This window comes from Photorhabdus hindustanensis, from assembly GCF_002968995.1.
In the GTDB taxonomy this organism is placed as follows: domain Bacteria; phylum Pseudomonadota; class Gammaproteobacteria; order Enterobacterales; family Enterobacteriaceae; genus Photorhabdus; species Photorhabdus akhurstii.
The window spans coordinates 102879-121069 of the sequence record NZ_PUWT01000029.1 but is presented as its reverse complement, the minus strand read 5'-3'; the positions used below and the strand labels follow the sequence as shown (position 1 = coordinate 121069).

General features: G+C 42.3%; 18 protein-coding genes. 14 read left to right on the top strand and 4 right to left on the bottom strand.

The genetic code is table 11. From position 1 onward, the window contains the following. The first annotated feature begins 61 nt into the window (after positions 1 to 61). From C6H66_RS12450 to flgL, 5 genes are all read left to right on the top strand, one after another. On the top strand, positions 62 to 814 hold the full coding sequence (locus tag C6H66_RS12450) for a flagellar basal body L-ring protein FlgH (RefSeq protein WP_105395759.1): 753 nt from the start codon (positions 62 to 64) through the stop codon (positions 812 to 814). 12 nt (positions 815 to 826) lie between these two features. Continuing rightward, positions 827 to 1936: a flagellar basal body P-ring protein FlgI gene (locus C6H66_RS12445; protein ID WP_105395758.1), complete on the top strand. Its 1110-nt coding sequence runs from the start codon at positions 827 to 829 to the stop codon at positions 1934 to 1936. Next, the gene (flgJ, locus tag C6H66_RS12440; protein ID WP_046395433.1) at positions 1936 to 2877 is read left to right on the top strand and encodes a flagellar assembly peptidoglycan hydrolase FlgJ; all 942 of its coding nucleotides are present in this window, start codon (positions 1936 to 1938) and stop codon (positions 2875 to 2877) included. The genes C6H66_RS12445 and flgJ overlap by 1 nt, the downstream gene beginning before the upstream one ends. A gap of 130 nt (positions 2878 to 3007) precedes the next feature. Further along, positions 3008 to 4651, top strand: a complete 1644-nt coding sequence (flgK, locus tag C6H66_RS12435) for a flagellar hook-associated protein FlgK (protein ID WP_105395757.1) — start codon at positions 3008 to 3010, stop codon at positions 4649 to 4651. A gap of 73 nt (positions 4652 to 4724) precedes the next feature. Next, a complete protein-coding gene (gene flgL / locus C6H66_RS12430) occupies positions 4725 to 5690 on the top strand; it encodes a flagellar hook-associated protein FlgL (RefSeq protein ID WP_036807445.1) in 966 nt (321 codons plus the stop codon). Between the two features lie 153 nt (positions 5691 to 5843). Here the strand turns inward: flgL and C6H66_RS12425 are convergent, their stop codons facing one another. Next, a complete protein-coding gene (locus tag C6H66_RS12425; RefSeq protein WP_241509783.1) occupies positions 5844 to 6107 on the bottom strand; it encodes a hypothetical protein in 264 nt (87 codons plus the stop codon). Between the two features lie 618 nt (positions 6108 to 6725). Here C6H66_RS12425 and C6H66_RS12420 point away from each other — a divergent pair. From C6H66_RS12420 to C6H66_RS12380, 9 genes are all read left to right on the top strand, one after another. Beyond that, positions 6726 to 8693, top strand: coding sequence for a type VI secretion system Vgr family protein (locus C6H66_RS12420; protein ID WP_036807450.1), 1968 nt, complete (start codon positions 6726 to 6728; stop codon positions 8691 to 8693). Beyond that, positions 8693 to 9619 (top strand): DUF4123 domain-containing protein, encoded by a 927-nt coding sequence (locus tag C6H66_RS12415; protein ID WP_036807453.1) that lies wholly within the window; start codon positions 8693 to 8695, stop codon positions 9617 to 9619. The genes C6H66_RS12420 and C6H66_RS12415 overlap by 1 nt, the downstream gene beginning before the upstream one ends. Before the next feature lie 32 nt (positions 9620 to 9651). Then, positions 9652 to 11253, top strand: a complete 1602-nt coding sequence (locus C6H66_RS12410; RefSeq protein WP_105395755.1) for a hypothetical protein — start codon at positions 9652 to 9654, stop codon at positions 11251 to 11253. 49 nt (positions 11254 to 11302) lie between these two features. Next, positions 11303 to 12304 (top strand): hypothetical protein, encoded by a 1002-nt coding sequence (locus C6H66_RS12405; protein WP_248000666.1) that lies wholly within the window; start codon positions 11303 to 11305, stop codon positions 12302 to 12304. Further along, entirely contained in the window at positions 12304 to 12489 is a 186-nt protein-coding gene (locus tag C6H66_RS12400) for a hypothetical protein (protein WP_105395753.1), read from the top strand. The genes C6H66_RS12405 and C6H66_RS12400 overlap by 1 nt, the downstream gene beginning before the upstream one ends. Then, positions 12486 to 13529, top strand: a complete 1044-nt coding sequence (locus C6H66_RS12395; protein ID WP_105395752.1) for a hypothetical protein — start codon at positions 12486 to 12488, stop codon at positions 13527 to 13529. Before C6H66_RS12400 ends, C6H66_RS12395 begins: the two co-directional genes overlap by 4 nt. A 182-nt stretch (positions 13530 to 13711) precedes the next feature. Beyond that, positions 13712 to 14755 carry a hypothetical protein gene (locus C6H66_RS12390; RefSeq protein ID WP_105395751.1) on the top strand — a complete coding sequence of 348 codons (1044 nt, stop codon included), beginning with the start codon at positions 13712 to 13714 and terminating at the stop codon, positions 14753 to 14755. A 182-nt stretch (positions 14756 to 14937) separates the two neighbouring features. Beyond that, a complete protein-coding gene (locus C6H66_RS12385; protein ID WP_105395750.1) occupies positions 14938 to 15981 on the top strand; it encodes a hypothetical protein in 1044 nt (347 codons plus the stop codon). Between the two features lie 126 nt (positions 15982 to 16107). After that, positions 16108 to 16377, top strand: a complete 270-nt coding sequence (locus C6H66_RS12380; protein ID WP_046397991.1) for a type VI secretion system PAAR protein — start codon at positions 16108 to 16110, stop codon at positions 16375 to 16377. A 246-nt stretch (positions 16378 to 16623) separates the two neighbouring features. On the opposite strand, the gene C6H66_RS12375 is transcribed toward C6H66_RS12380, so the two are convergent. The 3 genes from C6H66_RS12375 to C6H66_RS12365 form a co-directional block, all read right to left on the bottom strand. Beyond that, entirely contained in the window at positions 16624 to 16998 is a 375-nt protein-coding gene (locus C6H66_RS12375; protein WP_011146193.1) for a helix-turn-helix domain-containing protein, read from the bottom strand. 77 nt (positions 16999 to 17075) lie between these two features. After that, positions 17076 to 17336 (bottom strand): type II toxin-antitoxin system RelE family toxin, encoded by a 261-nt coding sequence (locus C6H66_RS12370; protein ID WP_105395749.1) that lies wholly within the window; start codon positions 17334 to 17336, stop codon positions 17076 to 17078. Positions 17337 to 17775: 439 nt separating this feature from the next. Then, entirely contained in the window at positions 17776 to 18186 is a 411-nt protein-coding gene (locus tag C6H66_RS12365; RefSeq protein ID WP_105395748.1) for a hypothetical protein, read from the bottom strand. Between the last annotated feature and the right edge of the window lie 5 nt (positions 18187 to 18191).

Below are 18191 nucleotides of genomic sequence, written 5' to 3'. Positions count from 1 at the left end.
CAGAACCGCGGGGAAACACTCAGTTTCCCCGTTATTCAGGGATAAATAAAGAGTATCGAAGATGGATACAATGGCTGTTGCCGAGACCAGCGCCGTTTGTCAGTTCCGCCATTTACGGAAAAATGTGGCGAATAAATGGCGTTGTAGTATAGCACTGGCGGTATTGTCACTAACGGGCTGTGCGTATATACCGCAAAAACCCCTGGTTGAGGGAGCAACCACCGCAGCACCTTCTGCGGCAACCGCGCCAGTCCCTAATGGCGCTATTTTTCAAGTAGTACAGCCGGTTTATTATGGTTATCAGCCGCTATTTGAAGATCGCCGACCCCGAAATATTGGCGATACCCTGACGATTACATTGCAAGAAAATGTCAGCGCCAGTAAGAACTCTTCGGCTAATGCCAGCCGTAATGGAAAAAACACGTTTTCCGCAGCACTGACTCCCCGTTTTCTTAGTGGGTTAATTGGTGGAGATAAAACTGATCTGGATATGGAAGCCGATAATACTTTCGGTGGGAAAGGCGGCGCTAATGCGAATAACACCTTCCGAGGAACGATTACCGTAACGGTCGATCAGTTACTGGCAAACGGTAACTTACATGTGGTCGGTGAAAAGCAGATTGCTATCAATCAGGGAACCGAGTTTATTCGTTTCTCCGGTGTCGTTAACCCACGGACAATTAATGCTAATAACACTGTCAGTTCCAATCAGGTCGCGGATGCCCGCATTGAATATGTAGGAAACGGCTATATTAATGAAGCGCAGCACATGGGGTGGTTACAGCGTTTCTTCCTGAATGTCGCACCATTTTAACAGGGGATGGTTATGATAAAACAATTTACTGCCAGCCTTCTTCTTGTATTGCTGACTCTGGTGACAACGACGGTATCCGCAGAACGTATCCGTGATCTCACCACGGTACAAGGAGTACGGGAAAATGCGTTGATTGGTTATGGATTAGTGGTTGGATTGGATGGAACCGGTGACCAGACGACTCAGACGCCATTTACCACCCAAAGTTTAAGCAACATGTTATCCCAATTGGGGATTACCGTTCCTCCGGGAACCAATATGCAGTTGAAAAACGTGGCTGCCGTGATGGTTACTGCGAAATTACCGCCGTTTGGTCGTGCCGGGCAGAATATTGACGTAGTGGTTTCCTCGCTGGGGAACGCTAAAAGTTTACGTGGCGGTACTTTGCTGATGACGCCACTAAAAGGTGTCGATAATCAAGTCTATGCTCTGGCGCAAGGTAATATTCTGGTTGGCGGCGCCGGTGCCAGCGCGGGAGGAAGCAGTGTAAAAGTCAATCAGCTTGCGGGTGGTCGGATTAGTAACGGTGCAGTGATTGAACGCGAATTGCCTACGCAGTTTGGTGAAAATGGCATACTGAATCTTCAATTAAATAACGAAGACTTCTCACTGGCGCAGCAAATCAGCGATACCATCAATCGTATGGGCGGAACCGGGACAGCAACGCCGCTGGATGCCCGCACAGTACAATTGAGTATGCCGAGAGATAAAAGTGAGCAGGTTAAATTCCTTTCTCATGTGCAGAATTTGACTCTTCGCGTTGATGTCGGTGATGCCAAAGTGATTATCAACTCTCGCACCGGCTCGGTCGTGATGAACCGCAATGTCATGCTGGATAGCTGCGCGGTTGCTCAAGGGAATCTTTCTGTCATTGTTGATAATCAGGTGGTTGTTAGTCAGCCAAATACACCGTTAGCAGGCGGCAGTACCGTTGTCACCCGTAATCCCGCTGTTGCTGTCCGTGAACAAAATGGCGCGTTGCAGCAGGTTAACGCCAGTGCAAGTTTGAGCCATGTTATTCAAGCATTGAATGCATTGGGTGCGACCCCGAATGATTTAATGTCAATCTTACAGGCAATGGAAAGCGCAGGCTGTCTGCGGGCGAAACTGGAGATCATTTGATGAATGATTTATTAACTCTGCCCGGTGCGGCTTATGATGTCCAGTCGGTTAACACGTTAAAATCCAATCTGGCAAAAGATCCACAACAGGGGCTACGGCAAGTAGCCCAACAAATGGAAGGGCTTTTTGTTCAGATGATGCTGAAAAGCATGCGTTCAGCTCTGCCTAAAGATGGCATGTTGAGCAGTGAACAGACCCGTCTCTATACTTCGATATACGATCAGCAAATCGCGCAGAATATTGCTCAGAAGGGGTTAGGTTTTGCCGATATGATGCTCAAGCAACTTTCTAGCGCTAAAACTGCCCCTGGCGAAATAGCGGGTAAGATACCCATGACGCTAGATAACGAAGTTTTGCAAACCTTGCCAAGGCAGGCGCTTGAGCAATTTATCCGTCGAACGGTACCAAAACCCGAGACGACGCCTAAACCGCTGCCGCTGAACAGTACGAATTTTGTATCCACGCTCTCGACCCCTGCCCGGATAGCCAGCCAACGCAGCGGTATTCCTCATTTGCTGATTATCGCTCAGGCCGCATTAGAGTCTGGTTGGGGGCAAAGAGAGATTCTGACCGCTGATGGCAAGCCAAGTCATAATCTGTTTGGTATTAAAGCGGGTAAAGGTTGGAAAGGGCCGGTAACTAATATCCTGACCACAGAATATATCAACGGCGAGCCTCAGAAAATGAAGGATAACTTCCGTGTTTATGGCTCTTACGTGGAAGCGATTGAGGATTACGTCAGATTACTGACAGAAAGTCCTCGTTACGCCAACGTTGCCCGCTCTGTTACCCCGGAGCAAGGGGCTTATTCCTTACAACAGGCAGGTTATGCGACCGATCCCGGATATGCGAAAAAACTGGTCTCAGTTATTCAACAGCTAAAAGATGCCGGAGAAAAGGCGGTGAAAGCCTATACCTACGATTTGAGTAAACTATTCTGATCGCTATTTTGCTCAAGTTTTATTGAGTTCAGCCGATAAATTAAAGCAGTTCAGACTTTGTTTTTAGCTGAAAGATTGTTTGCCGCCACCCACTAGCGGAGACATAAATAAAACGTAAAAGGATCTTCTGATGTCCAACAGTCTTATTAATACCGCGATGAGTGGCCTTCAAGCGGCTCAAATTGCTCTGGGAACCGTAAGTAATAACCTCGCAAATTCCAAAGTTCCTGGTTATAACCGGCAATCGACAGTTGTCAATCAAAACGGCGGCACGATGACGTCCGTTGGCTATATCGGAAATGGCGTTACTGTCACCAGTATTAACCGTCAATATAATGAATTCATTAATCAACAACTGTCTGAGGCTCAGGCGAAACAAGGTACATTAACCACTTATTCTCAGCAAATTTCCCAGATTGATAATTTGCTGGCAGACAAAGCGAATAACCTGTCAAACACCATTGACGACTTCTTTACCAGTTTACAAAATGTTGTCAGTAATGCGGAAGATGATGCGGCCAGAACGACAGCGATTGGTAAATCAAAGGGGCTGGTAAACCAGTTGCAAAATGCGGATGCCTTCCTGCGAAAAATGGAAAATAACATTAATCGGGGAATAGCTAATTCGGCTGAATCTATTAATAACTATGCGCAGCAAATTGCTAAACTCAATGGTGAAATTACCCGTATGAAAGGCGGTGGTAGTGCTGAGCCGAATGCATTACTGGATCAGCGTGATCAATTGGTCAATGAACTGAATAAACTGGTTGGCGTGAGTGTGACTCAGCAGGATAGCGATTCTTACAATGTCTCTTTTGCGGGGGGATTGACCCTGGTTCAGGGAACAACCGCTTACCGAGTAGAAGCGATTTCATCTAATGCGGATAGCAGTCGCATTACATTAGGTTATGATCGTGGTTTTGGCGATGTTGTTGAAATTGATGAAAAATTCATTGATAAAGGGCAATTGGGCGGCACATTACGGGCGCGTAGTGAAGTGCTGGATAATTCCCGTAATCAGTTAAACCAATTAGCGTTGGTATTGGGCGATCAATTTAATCAGGTTCACCGTGCTGGTTTTGATTTAAAAGGCAAATCGGGTGAAGATTTCTTCACATTTAATAACCCGGATGTGGTTGCCAATAGTAGAAATAAAGGTTCTGCTGATTTTAAAGTGGAATATACAGATACCTCAGCGATAAAAGCCAGTGATTATCATATTAGCTACGATGGGGCTAATTGGAAAATCCAGCGTGCCTCTGATAAGGCGGATATTGCCGCCAAAGTAACAGGTAATACACTGGAATTTGATGGATTAAAAGTTGAAATTGACCCAACCAATGCAAAAGAGCATGACCGATATACACTGAAAGCGGTCAACGGTGTTATTGGCAGTATGGCGGTTAATATTAAAGATGCATCGCAGTTGGCGGCTGCCGGTGCTAAAGATGGTGGGGCGAGTGATAACGTCAATGCCAAAAAACTCATTGAATTGCAGAACAAAAAATTGGTAGAGGGGAAAGCATCATTTTCTGGTGCTTATGCTTCGATGGTCAGCACCATTGGCAACCAGACCAGCACGGCGAATGTTGATTTAGAAACTCAGAATAATATTACTAAACAACTTTACGCTGAACAGCAGTCGGTTTCTGGCGTCAACGTAGATGAAGAATATGGCGCATTACAAAACTTACAGCAATATTATCTGGCGAATGCCCAAGTTATCCAGACTGCCGCAACGCTATTTAATGCCATTTTGGATCTCCGTCGCTAATAAACGTGCCATTTAATAAAAATAGCCTGAGATATCTTGGGCATTTAGCTGAATATTTAAAAGGAATGAAATTGTGCGCGTAAGTACCAATATATTATACGATCAGAAAATGACGAATATCACTACAGCTCAGTCGAAATGGATGCAGCAGGGAGCACAGCTATCCAGTGGTCAGCGGGTGATAAATCCATCCGATGATCCGATGGCGGCATCTCAGGGGGTCATGGTCGCTCAAGCTGAATCTCAGAACCAGCAATATATAACGGCTCGCTCGTTTGCTAAGAACGCGATTTCCATGCAATTGAGTGTGGTATCCAAAGCTGTCGGGGTGGTGCAAAATATTCATGAAAGTTTGGTAGCCACAGTAAACGGCGTATTGAGTGATGAAGATCGTAACTCGTTGGCTATTCAACTGACCGGGTTTAAAGAACAACTGGTGAATTTGGGTAACACCACCGATGGTAATGGCCGCTATATTTTTGCCGGTTATAAAACGGATGTGAAACCTTTTGATGAGAGTACCAGCGGTACAGTTAGCTATCGAGGCGGTTCTGAGGAAATGACGCAGAAAGTGGATAGCAACCGCTCTATGATTATTGGACATACCGGAGAGCAAGTCTTTCTTTCGTCTACCAGTAATCCGATAAAAGAGCCGGATGGCAGCCCGAGTGAATCTGATATATTTAAAACCATAGACATGGCGATTCAGTCATTAAAAACACCATTTGTCGAAGCAGATCAAAAGAGTCGTGATGATGCGCTGGAATTGTTGAATAAGGCTAACCGCGGCGCTCGCAACGCGTTGAATAATATCTCTTCGGTGGAATCGGTATTGGGTTTACAACTGAGAGAAATAGAAGACTTAGATAGTTTGGGGGCGGAACGCAGCCTGGCGAATAAAAGCCGTTTGAGCCAACTGGTTGACGTAGAATGGAACTCAGCGATTTCGAATTATTATCAACAACAAGCCGTACTTCAAGCATCGTATAAGACATTTACCGATATGAAAGGCATGTCGTTGTTTGAAATATTTCGTTAATTCGGTTTTCCTCATTTATATTAATCGCTGGTTTTCAGGCCAGCGATTTTTCCAATTGAATGTATTTAATTGTGACAATTAAATATCCTACATATTTTCAGTTAAATAGATAATGAAATAGAAATTTTCATATTAAAAATATATTGTTGAAATTTAAACTTCCGCCAGTGGATGAACGGGGAGAAACTGAGTAATTACCGCTTCTGCGTGTTGGTAGTTACTGAGATTAATAACTACAACTTTGTAGAAGTAAACCGCGTTAGGTACTCTGCGGAAAAATTTAGTTTCACCGGGTTGAATATCGATAAAAGCATACTGATTGTAATCTCCGAATGGAGGCGCCCAGTAATTTACTGCTCTAATTGGTGCGGGACCTCTATTTTCTATATTGAAACTAGGATGATGAGTAGTAGGCATTATTATATTTCCACCAGTATAAAGCTCAAAAGTTTGATTAGGGTTTATATATATCAGTCTCATTTTATTTTTTCCTTATCATGACGATTATTATGTTACATATAGTACAGATAATCTTATCTGCGAAATTTAACTTAACACTTTCCCATAACAGTTAAATATTGAAATTTATCAGTGATGTAAAAGGAATAAGATAAATGAATTTATCGTATTTGAGTGCCAATTTAATAAGTAAAAAATAAAAAACATATTGTTGTTTGAGATATTGCGCTAATTTGGTTTTTCTCTTTTATTTTTATTACTGATTTAGGCCAGCAATTTTGGTTAATAAAATCATTATAATTCATTTTAACGTAACCCATTCAATATATTGAAATTTTATACCAAAACCCCTTCTTTTTATTAGAATAAAATGTCGTTTTTTCAAAAAAATAAGTTGATTATTTCTTCCATTTCCTACCCTCCCGTTCATATGTTGAACAGGGAAAAGTTTGGTTAATGAATCTGCCGGTGAATATGTTCGGTAATCATTTAAGTAAAAGAGGGTGAAATTATGGTTGTTTTACATGATCTGTTTAATTCCCTGAGCCTCGACCTCACGGGATCAGGAGGAATGTAATGGCAGATTCAGGATTGATTTTTACACTTACTGTCGGCTCTCTCCCGGAGAAAACTTTTGCCGTGGTGGAGTTTACTCTAGATGAAGCGCTGTCAGAGTTATTTTGTCTGGAGGCGATATTAACCAGCGCTGATCCGGATATTAATTTCGCTGATGTTCTGGATAATTTTGCGACACTGACCGTTTATCGTGATGGAAAACCCGAGCGCAGTATAACTGGGATTGTGACTCAGTTTGAACAAAGCAGGACAGGCCGTCATCGCAGTCATTATTCCTTGACCATTCAACCTGCTTTATGGCGTGCGGGATTACGGGTTAATTCCCGTATTTTTCAGCATCAATCTGTGACTGAGATTATTGACATATTATTGAAAGAAAATGGCGTTAGAAACTTCTATTGCCAATTGCGTTATGAACATCCTGAACGGGAATTTTGTGTGCAATATGATGAGAGTGATCTGGCGTTTCTCCATCGTTTATTGGCTGATGAAGGGATGTTTTATTATTTCGATTTCACTGAGGAGCGAGGTGAACCGATAATTATTTTCATTGATTCTCATCGGATAAATAACAAATTTTCATTGCCTTATCACCCAGAATTGGACGCTACAGGAAGCCAATGCAGCATCAATCGATTCTGCTGGCGTGAACAGGTCGGGATTGCCAACATTGTGTTGCAGGATCGTACTTTTAAAAATCCGCGGTGGGGGGCAGACTATTACTATCACGAACGCCAAATTAATCACCAGCGTTCAGATTTGCCCAGTTACACTTACTATGATTTTCCCGGGCGCTTTAAAGATGAGCGTGGCGAGCGCCTGAGTCAATATCGTCTGGAAGCACTCCGCACTGACGCTATGTTTGGCCGCGCACAAAGTGATTGTTTTGCCTTGGCGCCGGCATCAGGGTTTGCGCTTACTGATCATCCGAAAGAGCAATTTAATACCCTGTGGCTGGTGATTAAAATCAGCCATTACGGTAGACAGCCGCAGGCGGATGAATCCCGTTTCGGCGAAATGGGGACGACCTTAACGAACAGCTTCACCTTTGGCGATCGCAACCGGGTATGGCGCCCCTTGCCTTATCCCAAACCGCGCATTGACGGCCTGCAAGTTGCGACAGTGGTTGGCCCGGAGGGGGAAGAGATCTTTTGTGATGAATACGGGCGCGTGCGGGTACAGTTTGCCTGGGATCAATATGGCAAATTCAATGACCACAGTTCTTGTTGGATCAGAGTCAGTCAGGCTTGGGCTGGTAATCACTGGGGCATGATTGCTATCCCCCGAGTGGGGCAGGAAGTGCTGGTGGATTTTCTGCATGGCGATCCAGATCAGCCAATTATTATTGGGCGTACCTATCATGCCACTAACATTGTGCCTAACCGTCTGCCGATAGCAAAAACCCAGATGTCAATTCGCTCAAAAACCCATAAAGGGGAGGGTTTTAATGAACTGAGATTTGAAGATGAAAAAGATCGAGAAGAGGTATTTATTCATGCTCAGAAGAATCTGGCGATTAAGGTGCTGAATTCCCGAGATGAACGAATTAATTACAACCGTACAACCAGCATTGGCCATGATGATGAACTGGTGATTGCCAATAACCGCAAAATAACGGTTGATGGGCAGCAGGAACATAAAACCATCGGGAACTATGTTGTTCAGGTTGAGGGTGACAAAACTTTGCAGGCCGGCGGCAATGTGGCACAGAAAATTCAGGGTATGCTCAGTATTGATACCAATGGCGATATTACGGTGCAAAGTGGCAACAAAATCAGTCTGAAAGTAGGTAATAGCTTTATCGTTATTCATGCTGATGGTGTCGATATCAAAGGTCCATCTATTAATCTGAACTCTGGGGGGAGTCCCGGAGATTTATTGCGCCCGGCGAATCCGGTCATTTTGCAAGCTGCCGCCAGTGCCGGCTCCTTGTTTGTTGCACACTGTCCAAAGGAGGATAACGACTGATGGCCGCTGAAAAACGTTATGTCGTCATTGACGGTGCAGTTGAGTATCGATTGTTTTTTGTTTTGGAAAATTTTAATCCCCCCGTGACTTGTCTTTATGACGAATCTTTGCCGCCTGAACTGCTTAAGGTGGCGCCTTACCTGGTGGAGGTGACAGAAAAAGTCGGACTTTATTTGGAGGAGTGGCAAACATGCTGGGGAATTTGTCTTCACTCAAAAGCGGATATGAAAACATTGCGTCAGCATTTACGCAAATATCTTCAAGTATTATTACCCGATCAAGATAAACCGGTATTTTTCCGATTTTATGATCCGCGCAATATCTGGGAGTTTCTCAGTGTCCTCAGTGACTGGGAAATTCACTGTTTTCTGGGGCCGATAAATAAAATTAGTACTTCTCTGATGGGTGTTAAGCATGAAGATAATTTTCACGCGGCCAGAAAACAATTTCCCGCAGAGGCATGCTCCAGACAAAAGATGTTGCGGATCACAACAAAGCAATATGCTCAGTTAAATGAGCTATTCGAACAACGATACATTAATAAACTGACGCGATTTATTAATGAAGTCAATTACTATAATGGCGCCGGTACCATAGATCTGCCATACGACTCCCTGTCGGCACATTCAGACCGGATATTGAAAAACCCGCTTCCTGATACACATTATTCTCCCGCCTATATGGATGAGGCGACATTTATTCAACATAAAACCTTAGCGGAGGATTGTTTTTATTTTTGTCAGGATAATGAAATCACGGATGAACGTGCCATTGGCGGGTTTCTCTATTTGCTGATGGCGAGACATATCAATCAGTTTGAGCAAATCCCGCAGGCATGGTTAACCGCACTCAGAGACCCCCAGTGGCCGGGTTATTATCGGATGGAAACATTATTAAAAAGCGAATTGGGTTTTATCCCCGATTAGGTAATTAAAAGGTAATTGATAAGGTAATAGATATGGCTGAACAAACTATTTCATCCCGTGCCGGTGTTGCCTGCATGACATGCGACAACCCGGACCCCTGTATTTATAAAATCAGCGTCACTTTTGGTCAGAATACTCAGGTGTGGCCTGAAAAGCCGGTAATTAAAATGGGTCTGATTGATGATGGAAAAGGTCAAAAAGGGACGATACAGATTGAAGGTAAATGTAATAACGCAGATAAACATCATGCGGTGCTGACGGGAGGGCAGAAAGAGAAAACGCTAGAATTTAATGCACCACAGGAGGTGACATTATTTTATAAAGATCAGCTAAAAGACGCTGAGATTGAAAGTGATTTGGAAAGTGTCTGGTTTTATTTATCTAATCTTGCCAATCCGACAGATATGTACAGTGAACCGCGTTATTATAAGTTAATAACCCAGGGTTGCCTGGATAATCAACAGTACGCGACGATAGCGGTTTACCCATCGGTCAGTTTTATGGTTTCGGTTGGATTGAGCTTTGATTTTTCCCACGGAGAACGTTCTGTAAAGGAGCGGCGTGATGAACAGAAAAAAGCGCGTCTGGCGATGGAAAATGTCAAGCCTAAAAATGGCAATAAACTGCGCAGTGGGTGGACAACCCATACGGACCCATTTTATCTGACCCGACAGACGGCCATTAACGTCGAGTACGCTTTAACGGTTCAGGATATGGATTACTCGGCGAAGTTTGCGGAAGTGAATAAGGTGAGGAAAACCCTGCCCAATTTAGAGGCTATCAATCGGGTGGAAAAACTGCTGGGTTATACCAAAGAATACCTGGCGCCCGATCCGGATTCAAAAGGCACCCGCAGCTACCAACTGCTTGAGCTCAAAGTGGACCCCATCAATATTGGACTGGCTTATGCTTATGACCGAACCACTTCGATGGATGACCGTACCCATTTTTTGGGTTTCAGCGCCGCGCCTTTTATGGGGATGACGGCAAAACTGGATCTTATCCAAATGGGGGCGGCGTATTGCAAGATAAAAAGTGTGGCAGCCAAATTCAGGGAGGCGCTGGCCCGCAGGAATTCAAATGATAAAAACTATTTAGATCTGGAATGTTGCCTTATTTTGGCATGCAATCTGTCCTTTCAGTTGGGTGCCGCTTATAAACAAAAGCAGTGGACTTTTGACGCCGGTGATAAGAATGATTTGAAATTGAGTCTGGAAGGAAAAATGAATGTCGCCTTTAAGACCCATATTATGATAATGGAAGCCGCAATGGGAGTGGGTGTGGCTGTAAAAACAGCGGCGGGTTTTGAACTTGATCAGCATGATAAAGGGATCGATCTTGCTGGCTACCACAATGGGATTGTTGCGGAATTTGAGGTAGATGTGGATGCAAAGAAAGAAAATGGTGAAAAATCTATCATTAAAATTACAGAGAAGTGGAAATGGGTTATTGCCGATCCGTTAAAAGCCAGTGAATCTCCGTTAAGAATTAATCTGATAGGGGAAGAGCGGCCTATTACTCGGCCGGAGATAGTCCCGGGCGCTGAAACAACATCGTGGGAAATGGGTTATGATCCTAACTTTAAGCCTAAGATGGATAACATCCCGTTTATCACCGGATTACCCGGAATGTGAGGATAAAATGAGATTGAAACTATTATTGCTATTATTAGGAGTGATTATTATGTCAGGTTTAGGTGTGATGGTAATGCAGGGTGCTAATGCAAATGAACCGAGGTTGTATATTCGCAGTTTATTCGATATCCAATATTCCTTTTGTGACATCAAAACCAATGGCGTAACGGGAATGGATAATCGAAACTCAGCCCGGCGAGGTCGGGGATTTGGTACTGCCAGTACGGCTTCCATGTTATTTATGACAAACGGTGAAAATGAAATCAGTCTGGAATTTGGCGCATTGGGTTGGTTTTCCCCGGATAAGCTATCAGATGAAATCCGCAACCACTTTAATCCTGAAGCCAAATGTAATCTGGAATTGACGGCCATGCGTGGTGAAAAGAGCGAGGTGCTGACCGCAATTGAAGTAGCGATAGATAAAAATGGTCAGCCTGTGGCAATAACACCCGCAAATGAAGCGAAATATGCTGCTATTAGTACACCAGTGGTGCGTCATACGATTCAGGCAGAAAACGTAGAGGCTGGACATAAAGATAAAGACTATTTTGATATCCGGAAATTTCCACCTGATATGACTTTATATCGGTTTAGCCGAAATGTAAAAATCAGTGGCTTACCTGATTGGGCATGGGAGAAAGCAACCCCTTATATAGATACTCCAGAGCAACGTCGGCAATTACAACAAGCTTATGTAGCGGCCTGGCAGGCTTATAACGCTAAGGATTTGAATACACTCCGTGATCAACAAAAAGTTGCGCTCAAAGCCTGGGCTTGGGCTTCCGGTGAAAGTGAAGAGAGTGTTTTTGCTGATCAATCTGTTTACCATAATATCAAGATAAAAAGTTTCAAAATGAAGCCAATTAATTGGGATGACTACAGAGTGAAAATAATGAATCAGGGAAGAATGGTCAGGTTGGTGAATAAATCAGATCCAGAAAGTTCTCCAATATCTTACTATTATGTTGATGAAGAAGATGGAGAAACGGTTTTGGCTACTGTCGCACCAATCTTTTCATTAATTAATGGCCGTTTTGTTCAGGTGATTTAATGGTGGCAATATCGGGTTATTTGACCCGATATTTTTACTTGATGGGAAATGCAATAAAAGTCGGTAATATCGATACAGCATTTGGTGATTGTAAAACGACACTGGGATTGTGGGTTTGGTTAATATTGAAGTTGAATAATATTCCACTTATCACCGGGTTACACCGGAATGTGAGGATAAAATGAGATTAAAATGGTTATTGCTATTATTAGGCGTGATTACTATGTCAGGTTTAGGAGTGATGGTAATGCAAGGCGCTAATGCAAATGAACCGAGGTTGTATATTCGCAGTTTATTCGATATCCAATACGCCTTTTGTGATATTAAAACCAATGGCGTAACGGGAATGGATAATAGAGATTCAGCCCGGGAAGGCCGGGGATTTGGTACCGCCAGTACAGCTTCCATGCTATTAATGGCAAATGGTGAAAATGAAATCAGTCTGGAATTTGGTGCTCTGGGTTGGTTTTCCCCAGATAAGCTATCAGATGAAACCCGTAACCACTTTAATCCTGAAGCGAAATGTAGTCTAGAATTGACGGCCATGCGTGGCAAAAGGAGTGAGGTGCTGACGGCAATTGAAGTAGCAATAAATAAAAATGGTCAGCCTATGGCAATAACACCTGCAAATGAAGCGAAATATGCCGCTATTAGCACACCGGTAGTACGTCATGTGATACAGGCAGAAAAAATAGAAGCTGGGCATATAGAGAAAAAGTATTTTGATCCGAAAGAATATCCACCCAATATGACTTTATACCGGTTTAGTCGTAATGTAAAAATCAGTGGCTTACCTGATTGGGAATGGGAGAAAGCAACCCCTTATACCGATACCCCAGAACAACGTCAGCAATTGCAGCAGGCTTATGTGGCGGTCTGGCAGGCTTATCAGGCAAAAAATTTGCAGGTAATTCGTGACCAACGAAAAATCGCGCTCAAAGCTTGGGCTTGGGCCACTGGTGAAAGTGAAGAGAGTATTTTTGCTGATCAGCCTATTTATAATAATGTCAATGCAAAAAATTTCAGGATGAAGCCAATTGATTGGGATAACTACCGGGTTCAGATAATGAATCAGGGTAAAATGATCAGACTAGTGAATAAATCAGATCCGGGAAGTTCTCCGGTATCCTACTATTACGTTGATGAGGAAGATGGGGAAACAGTTTGGGCTACTACCGCGCCGATTTTCTCATTAATTAATGGCCGTTTTGTTCAGGTAATTTAATGGATAGCAATATCGGGTTATTTGACCCGATATTTTTTCTTGGCGGGAAATGTAATAAAAGTCGGTGACATCGATATAGCGTTTGGTGTTTGTAAAACGACTCTGGGATTGTGGATTTGGTTAATATTAAAGTTGAATAATATTCCACTTATCACCGGGTTACACCGGAATGTGAGGATAAAATGAGATTGAAACTGTTATTGCTGTTATTAGTAGTTATTATTATGTCAGGTTTAGGCGTGATGGTAATGCAAGGCGCTAATGCAAATGAACCGCAGTTGTATATCCGCAGTTTATTCGATATTCAGTATGCCTTTTGTGATATTAAAACCAATGGTGTAACAGGAATAGACAACCGTAATTCGGCTCGGGAAGGTCGGGGATTTGGTACCGCCAGTACAGCTTCCATGCTATTAATGGCAAATGGTGAAAATGAAGTCAGTCTGGAATTTGGCGCATTGGGTTGGTTTTCCTCAGATACGTTATCAGATAAAAACCGCAATCACTTTAACCCTGAGGCCAAATGCACGCTGGAACTGACGGCTATGCGTGGTAAAAAAAGTGAAGTATTGACGGCAATTGAAGTGGCAATTGATAAAAATGGTCAGCCTGTGGCAACAACGCCCGCGAATGAAGCGAAATATGCTGCTATTAGCACACCGGTGGTACGCCATGTGGTACAGGCTCAAAATGTAGAAGATGGGCATGTAGAGAAAAAGTATTTTAATCCGAAAGAATTTCCTCCTAATATGACTTTGTACCGATTTAGCCGTAGTGTAAAAATCAGTGGCTTACCTGATTGGGAATGGGTGAAGGCAACCCCTTATACCGATACCCCAGAGCAACGTCGGCAATTGCAACAGGCTTATATGTCGGTCTGGCAGGCTTATAATGCCAAAGATATAAATACTCTTAGGGAACAACAAAAAATTGCGCTTAGAGCTTGGGCTTGGGCCACTGATGAAAGTGAAGAAAGTGTTTTTGCCGATCAACCTATTAACAGTGATATCAAAGAAAAAAGTTTCAGAATGATACCGATTAATTGGGATGACTATACCGTTAAAATAATGAATCAGGGCAGAATGGTTAAATTAGTGAATAAATCAATTTTAGAATATTCTCCAATATCCTATTACACTGTTAATAATGAAGATGGCGATACTTATTTCAGTACTACCGCACCAATTTTCTCATTGATTAATGGTCGTTTTGTTCAGGTAATTTAATGGATAGCAATATCGGGTTATTTGACCCGATATTTTTACTTGATGGGAAATGCAATAAAAGTCGGTAATATCGATACGGCATTTTGTGATTGTAAAACGACACTGGGATTGTGGATTTGGTTAATATTAAAGTTGAATAATATTCCACTTATCACCGGGTTACCCCGGAACGTGAGGATAAAATGAAATTAAAATGGTTATTGCTATTATTAGGCGTGATTATTATGTCAGGTTTAGGAGTGATGGTAATGCAAGGCGCTAATGCAAATGAACCGAGGTTGTATATTCGCAGTTTATTCGATATCCAATATGCCTTTTGTGATATTAAAACCAATGGCGTAACGGGCATGGATAACCGTAATTCGGCTCGGGAAGGTCGGGGATTTGGTACTGCCAGTACGGCTTCCATGTTATTTATGACAAACGGTGAAAATGAAATCAGTCTGGAATTTGGCGCATTGGGTTGGTTTTCCCCGGATAAGCTATCAGATGAAATCCGCAACCACTTTAATCCTGAAGCCAAATGTAGTCTGGAATTGACGGCTATGCGTGGTAAAAAGAGCGAGGTGCTGACGGCAATTGAAGTAGCGATAGATAAAAACGGTCAACCTGTGGCAATAACACCCGCAAATGAAGCGAAATATGCTGCTATTAGCACACCGGTGGTACGTCATGTGATACAGGCAGAAAATGTGGAAGCTGGACATAAAGATAAGAAATTCTTTAAAAGTCGGAAATTTCCACTCAATATGACCTTATACCGATTTAGCAGGAATGTAAAAATTAGTGGCTTACCTGAATGGGAATGGGAGAAAGCAACCCCTTATACCGATACCCCAGAACAACGTCAGCAATTGCAACAGGCTTATATGGCGGTCTGGCAGGCTTATAATGCTAAAGATATAAATACTCTTAGGGCACAACAAAAAATTGCGCTTAAAGCCTGGGCTTGGGCCACCGATGAAAGTGAAGAAAGTATTTTTGCCGATCAATCTGCTTACAGTGATATCAACGAAAAAAGTTTCAAAATGATACCAATTAACTGGGATGACTACCGGGTTAAAATAATGAATCAGGGCAGAATGGTTAGGTTAGTGAATAAGTCAGACTTAAAGAATTCTCCAATATCTTACTATTATGTTGATGAAGAAGATGGAGAAACGGTTTTGGCTACTGTCGCACCAATCTTTTCATTAATTAATGGCCGTTTTGTTCAGGTGATTTAATGGTGGCAATATCGGGTTATTTGACCCGATATTTTTTCTTGATTGGAGCAACAAAAGAAAGCTATTATCCGGTTACGCAAGATAAAGACTAATTATGTTAATTCTGCCAGATATGGAGGAAGAAATATGGGTAATGCGGTAAAGATTGGTGATATTGGCACAGCGCATGATGATTGTGGAGCGACATCGGTTATTTCGGGATCGACCAGCGTGAAAGTTGATGGTATTCCTTTAGCTCGTCAGGGCGATAATTTAGCGCCACATTCATCTCATTCACGCATAATTGCCGGTGGTTCCAGTACCGTTTTTGTTGATGGTAAACCTGCGGCGAGAACCGGTGATGCAGTGAGTTGTGGTGGAGTTGTGATTGGTGGTGGTAGCGTTAATATTGGTTAAGGAAAAAACATATTCTCAGTTAATATGCGCAGCGCTGTTTGTGATTGTAAAACCCCGGACCTTTATATTCACAAAATTAGTGTTAAAAGTCGGGAAATGGGTTTTTCATTATAACCAGATTGAACCGATAGGGGATATTTGAGTGGTTGATGAAGCGGGTGGTATACCGGCAGCAATTTCATTGGTGGGAAAACAGCAGGGTGAGATCTCACCCTGGTCGTATTGGTAACTTTTTACTAACTTTAATCAATCGAGCACTAGTTGACTTATTCGGCAATCATATAAATCCGCTAATTTTTCAATCGTTGCTTTGCGTGGGCGATCTGATTTCTCAAACTGAGAAACGGCAGCTTGTTTTATACCCAGTTTTTCCGCTACCTCAGCTTGTGATAGTCCACGATAAATGCGCCAAGCGGCTTGTAGTGAAACTTCATCGTCTACCATGATAGAAACGACTTCATGAGGAATAGTTTCATCGTCATTTGGTCCCGTTGTATAGGGAATAATTTGATAATTTTCATCATGATCCGCAGCTGCCAACAGTCTTTCGTACTCGTCCATTGGCAAAATAACGGCTTGTTTTTTGCCGTGCTCGTCTGTAATAAATTGAATACTAGCCATATTCTTTTGCTCCGTATGTTTACGTAGTTACGTAGCCCTTAGAGGTAAATGGTTAAATGGGAAAATTCACCTATTTGTTAATAGGTTTTTGTCTGGCGTCGCCTAATTTCCTGAATTTCTAGGATATTAGGTTTTCCATCCAGTAATTCAAACAAAACCCGATAATCGCCAACTCTGAGCCTATATCTGTTATCGAATCCTGATAATTTTCTGATATCCAGACCAACAAGAGGAAAATCTGTTAGCGAACTCACCTTTTGTTTTATCGTCTTCTGATATCGAGTATCGATCCTCGTTAGCTGTTTGATTGCAGCCTTAGACCAAATGACTTTAACCATTTCTTTCCCTATTTTAAAAGAGCATACCCGCTTTGGATACTCAAAATATAAGTGTTTACTCTTATGTCGTCAAGAGAAAGTCTTATATTTTAAGAAGAAAAATAAGGTTTCGCCCAGTAGAGTTCAATTTTTTATGATGAAATCAGATATAAATTTTATGATGATTGGAGTTTATTTTTTAATAAAATTCTTTCTCTGTTTTAAATGTGATTATAGAAATGAAGATTAGTTTCTATTTGTTTTTTTATATTGATTTTATTCCTAATTAAACTAAAGGGGTTTACCCCTTAAATAAAAGATTGTTGTTTATACCCATTATCTTTCAAGCTGCCTCTTTGTTGTTTGCACTTGCTCACCCCAGTCACATAGTTCGCTATGCTCCCGGGGATTCGCTCCCTTGCCGTCTCGATGCATCTTGAAATCCATAGAGTATATATGTTTATTTCCTCTGCTTTCTTTTCTTTTTCTTGGTATTATTTTTTCTTTCTATTTTCGAATGTCTTTGGCGCATGGAGTCATCCTCTTCAGCCAGTTCAAACACGGCTTCTTTATTAATAAACCAAAAAGACAAACAGGCCGTTTGGACAATAATCAAGCTCCAGAACAGGCGGATAATATCGTTTGAAAAGATTAAATAAACGATCACGACACAGAGTAAATTAATAAAAACAGAGGTTAATAGACTGATAACCAGTGTCTGAATAACCTGGCTAATTACCGGTATTCGAGCAAAGGGAAGTAGGCATAACATTGCACCCACAGGGCCGAAAACCGCTGTGACGATTAAAATACCCGGATTACCACGGATGGCATCAACAAATCCGAATAAATCAAATGGAATGGTAAACATGGGTT

Coding starts and splice junctions, on each gene's coding strand:
- C6H66_RS12450 (WP_105395759.1), top strand. CDS start 62: ATGGATACAATGGCTGTTGCCGAGACCAGCGCCGTTTGTCAGTTCCGC.
- C6H66_RS12445 (WP_105395758.1), top strand. CDS start 827: ATGATAAAACAATTTACTGCCAGCCTTCTTCTTGTATTGCTGACTCTG.
- flgJ (WP_046395433.1), top strand. CDS start 1,936: ATGAATGATTTATTAACTCTGCCCGGTGCGGCTTATGATGTCCAGTCG.
- flgK (WP_105395757.1), top strand. CDS start 3,008: ATGTCCAACAGTCTTATTAATACCGCGATGAGTGGCCTTCAAGCGGCT.
- C6H66_RS12425 (WP_241509783.1), bottom strand. CDS start 6,107: ATGCCTACTACTCATCATCCTAGTTTCAATATAGAAAATAGAGGTCCC.
- C6H66_RS12420 (WP_036807450.1), top strand. CDS start 6,726: ATGGCAGATTCAGGATTGATTTTTACACTTACTGTCGGCTCTCTCCCG.
- C6H66_RS12415 (WP_036807453.1), top strand. CDS start 8,693: ATGGCCGCTGAAAAACGTTATGTCGTCATTGACGGTGCAGTTGAGTAT.
- C6H66_RS12410 (WP_105395755.1), top strand. CDS start 9,652: ATGGCTGAACAAACTATTTCATCCCGTGCCGGTGTTGCCTGCATGACA.
- C6H66_RS12405 (WP_248000666.1), top strand. CDS start 11,303: ATGTCAGGTTTAGGTGTGATGGTAATGCAGGGTGCTAATGCAAATGAA.
- C6H66_RS12400 (WP_105395753.1), top strand. CDS start 12,304: ATGGTGGCAATATCGGGTTATTTGACCCGATATTTTTACTTGATGGGA.
- C6H66_RS12395 (WP_105395752.1), top strand. CDS start 12,486: ATGAGATTAAAATGGTTATTGCTATTATTAGGCGTGATTACTATGTCA.
- C6H66_RS12390 (WP_105395751.1), top strand. CDS start 13,712: ATGAGATTGAAACTGTTATTGCTGTTATTAGTAGTTATTATTATGTCA.
- C6H66_RS12385 (WP_105395750.1), top strand. CDS start 14,938: ATGAAATTAAAATGGTTATTGCTATTATTAGGCGTGATTATTATGTCA.
- C6H66_RS12380 (WP_046397991.1), top strand. CDS start 16,108: ATGGGTAATGCGGTAAAGATTGGTGATATTGGCACAGCGCATGATGAT.
- C6H66_RS12375 (WP_011146193.1), bottom strand. CDS start 16,998: ATGGCTAGTATTCAATTTATTACAGACGAGCACGGCAAAAAACAAGCC.
- C6H66_RS12370 (WP_105395749.1), bottom strand. CDS start 17,336: ATGGTTAAAGTCATTTGGTCTAAGGCTGCAATCAAACAGCTAACGAGG.
- C6H66_RS12365 (WP_105395748.1), bottom strand. CDS start 18,186: ATGTTTACCATTCCATTTGATTTATTCGGATTTGTTGATGCCATCCGT.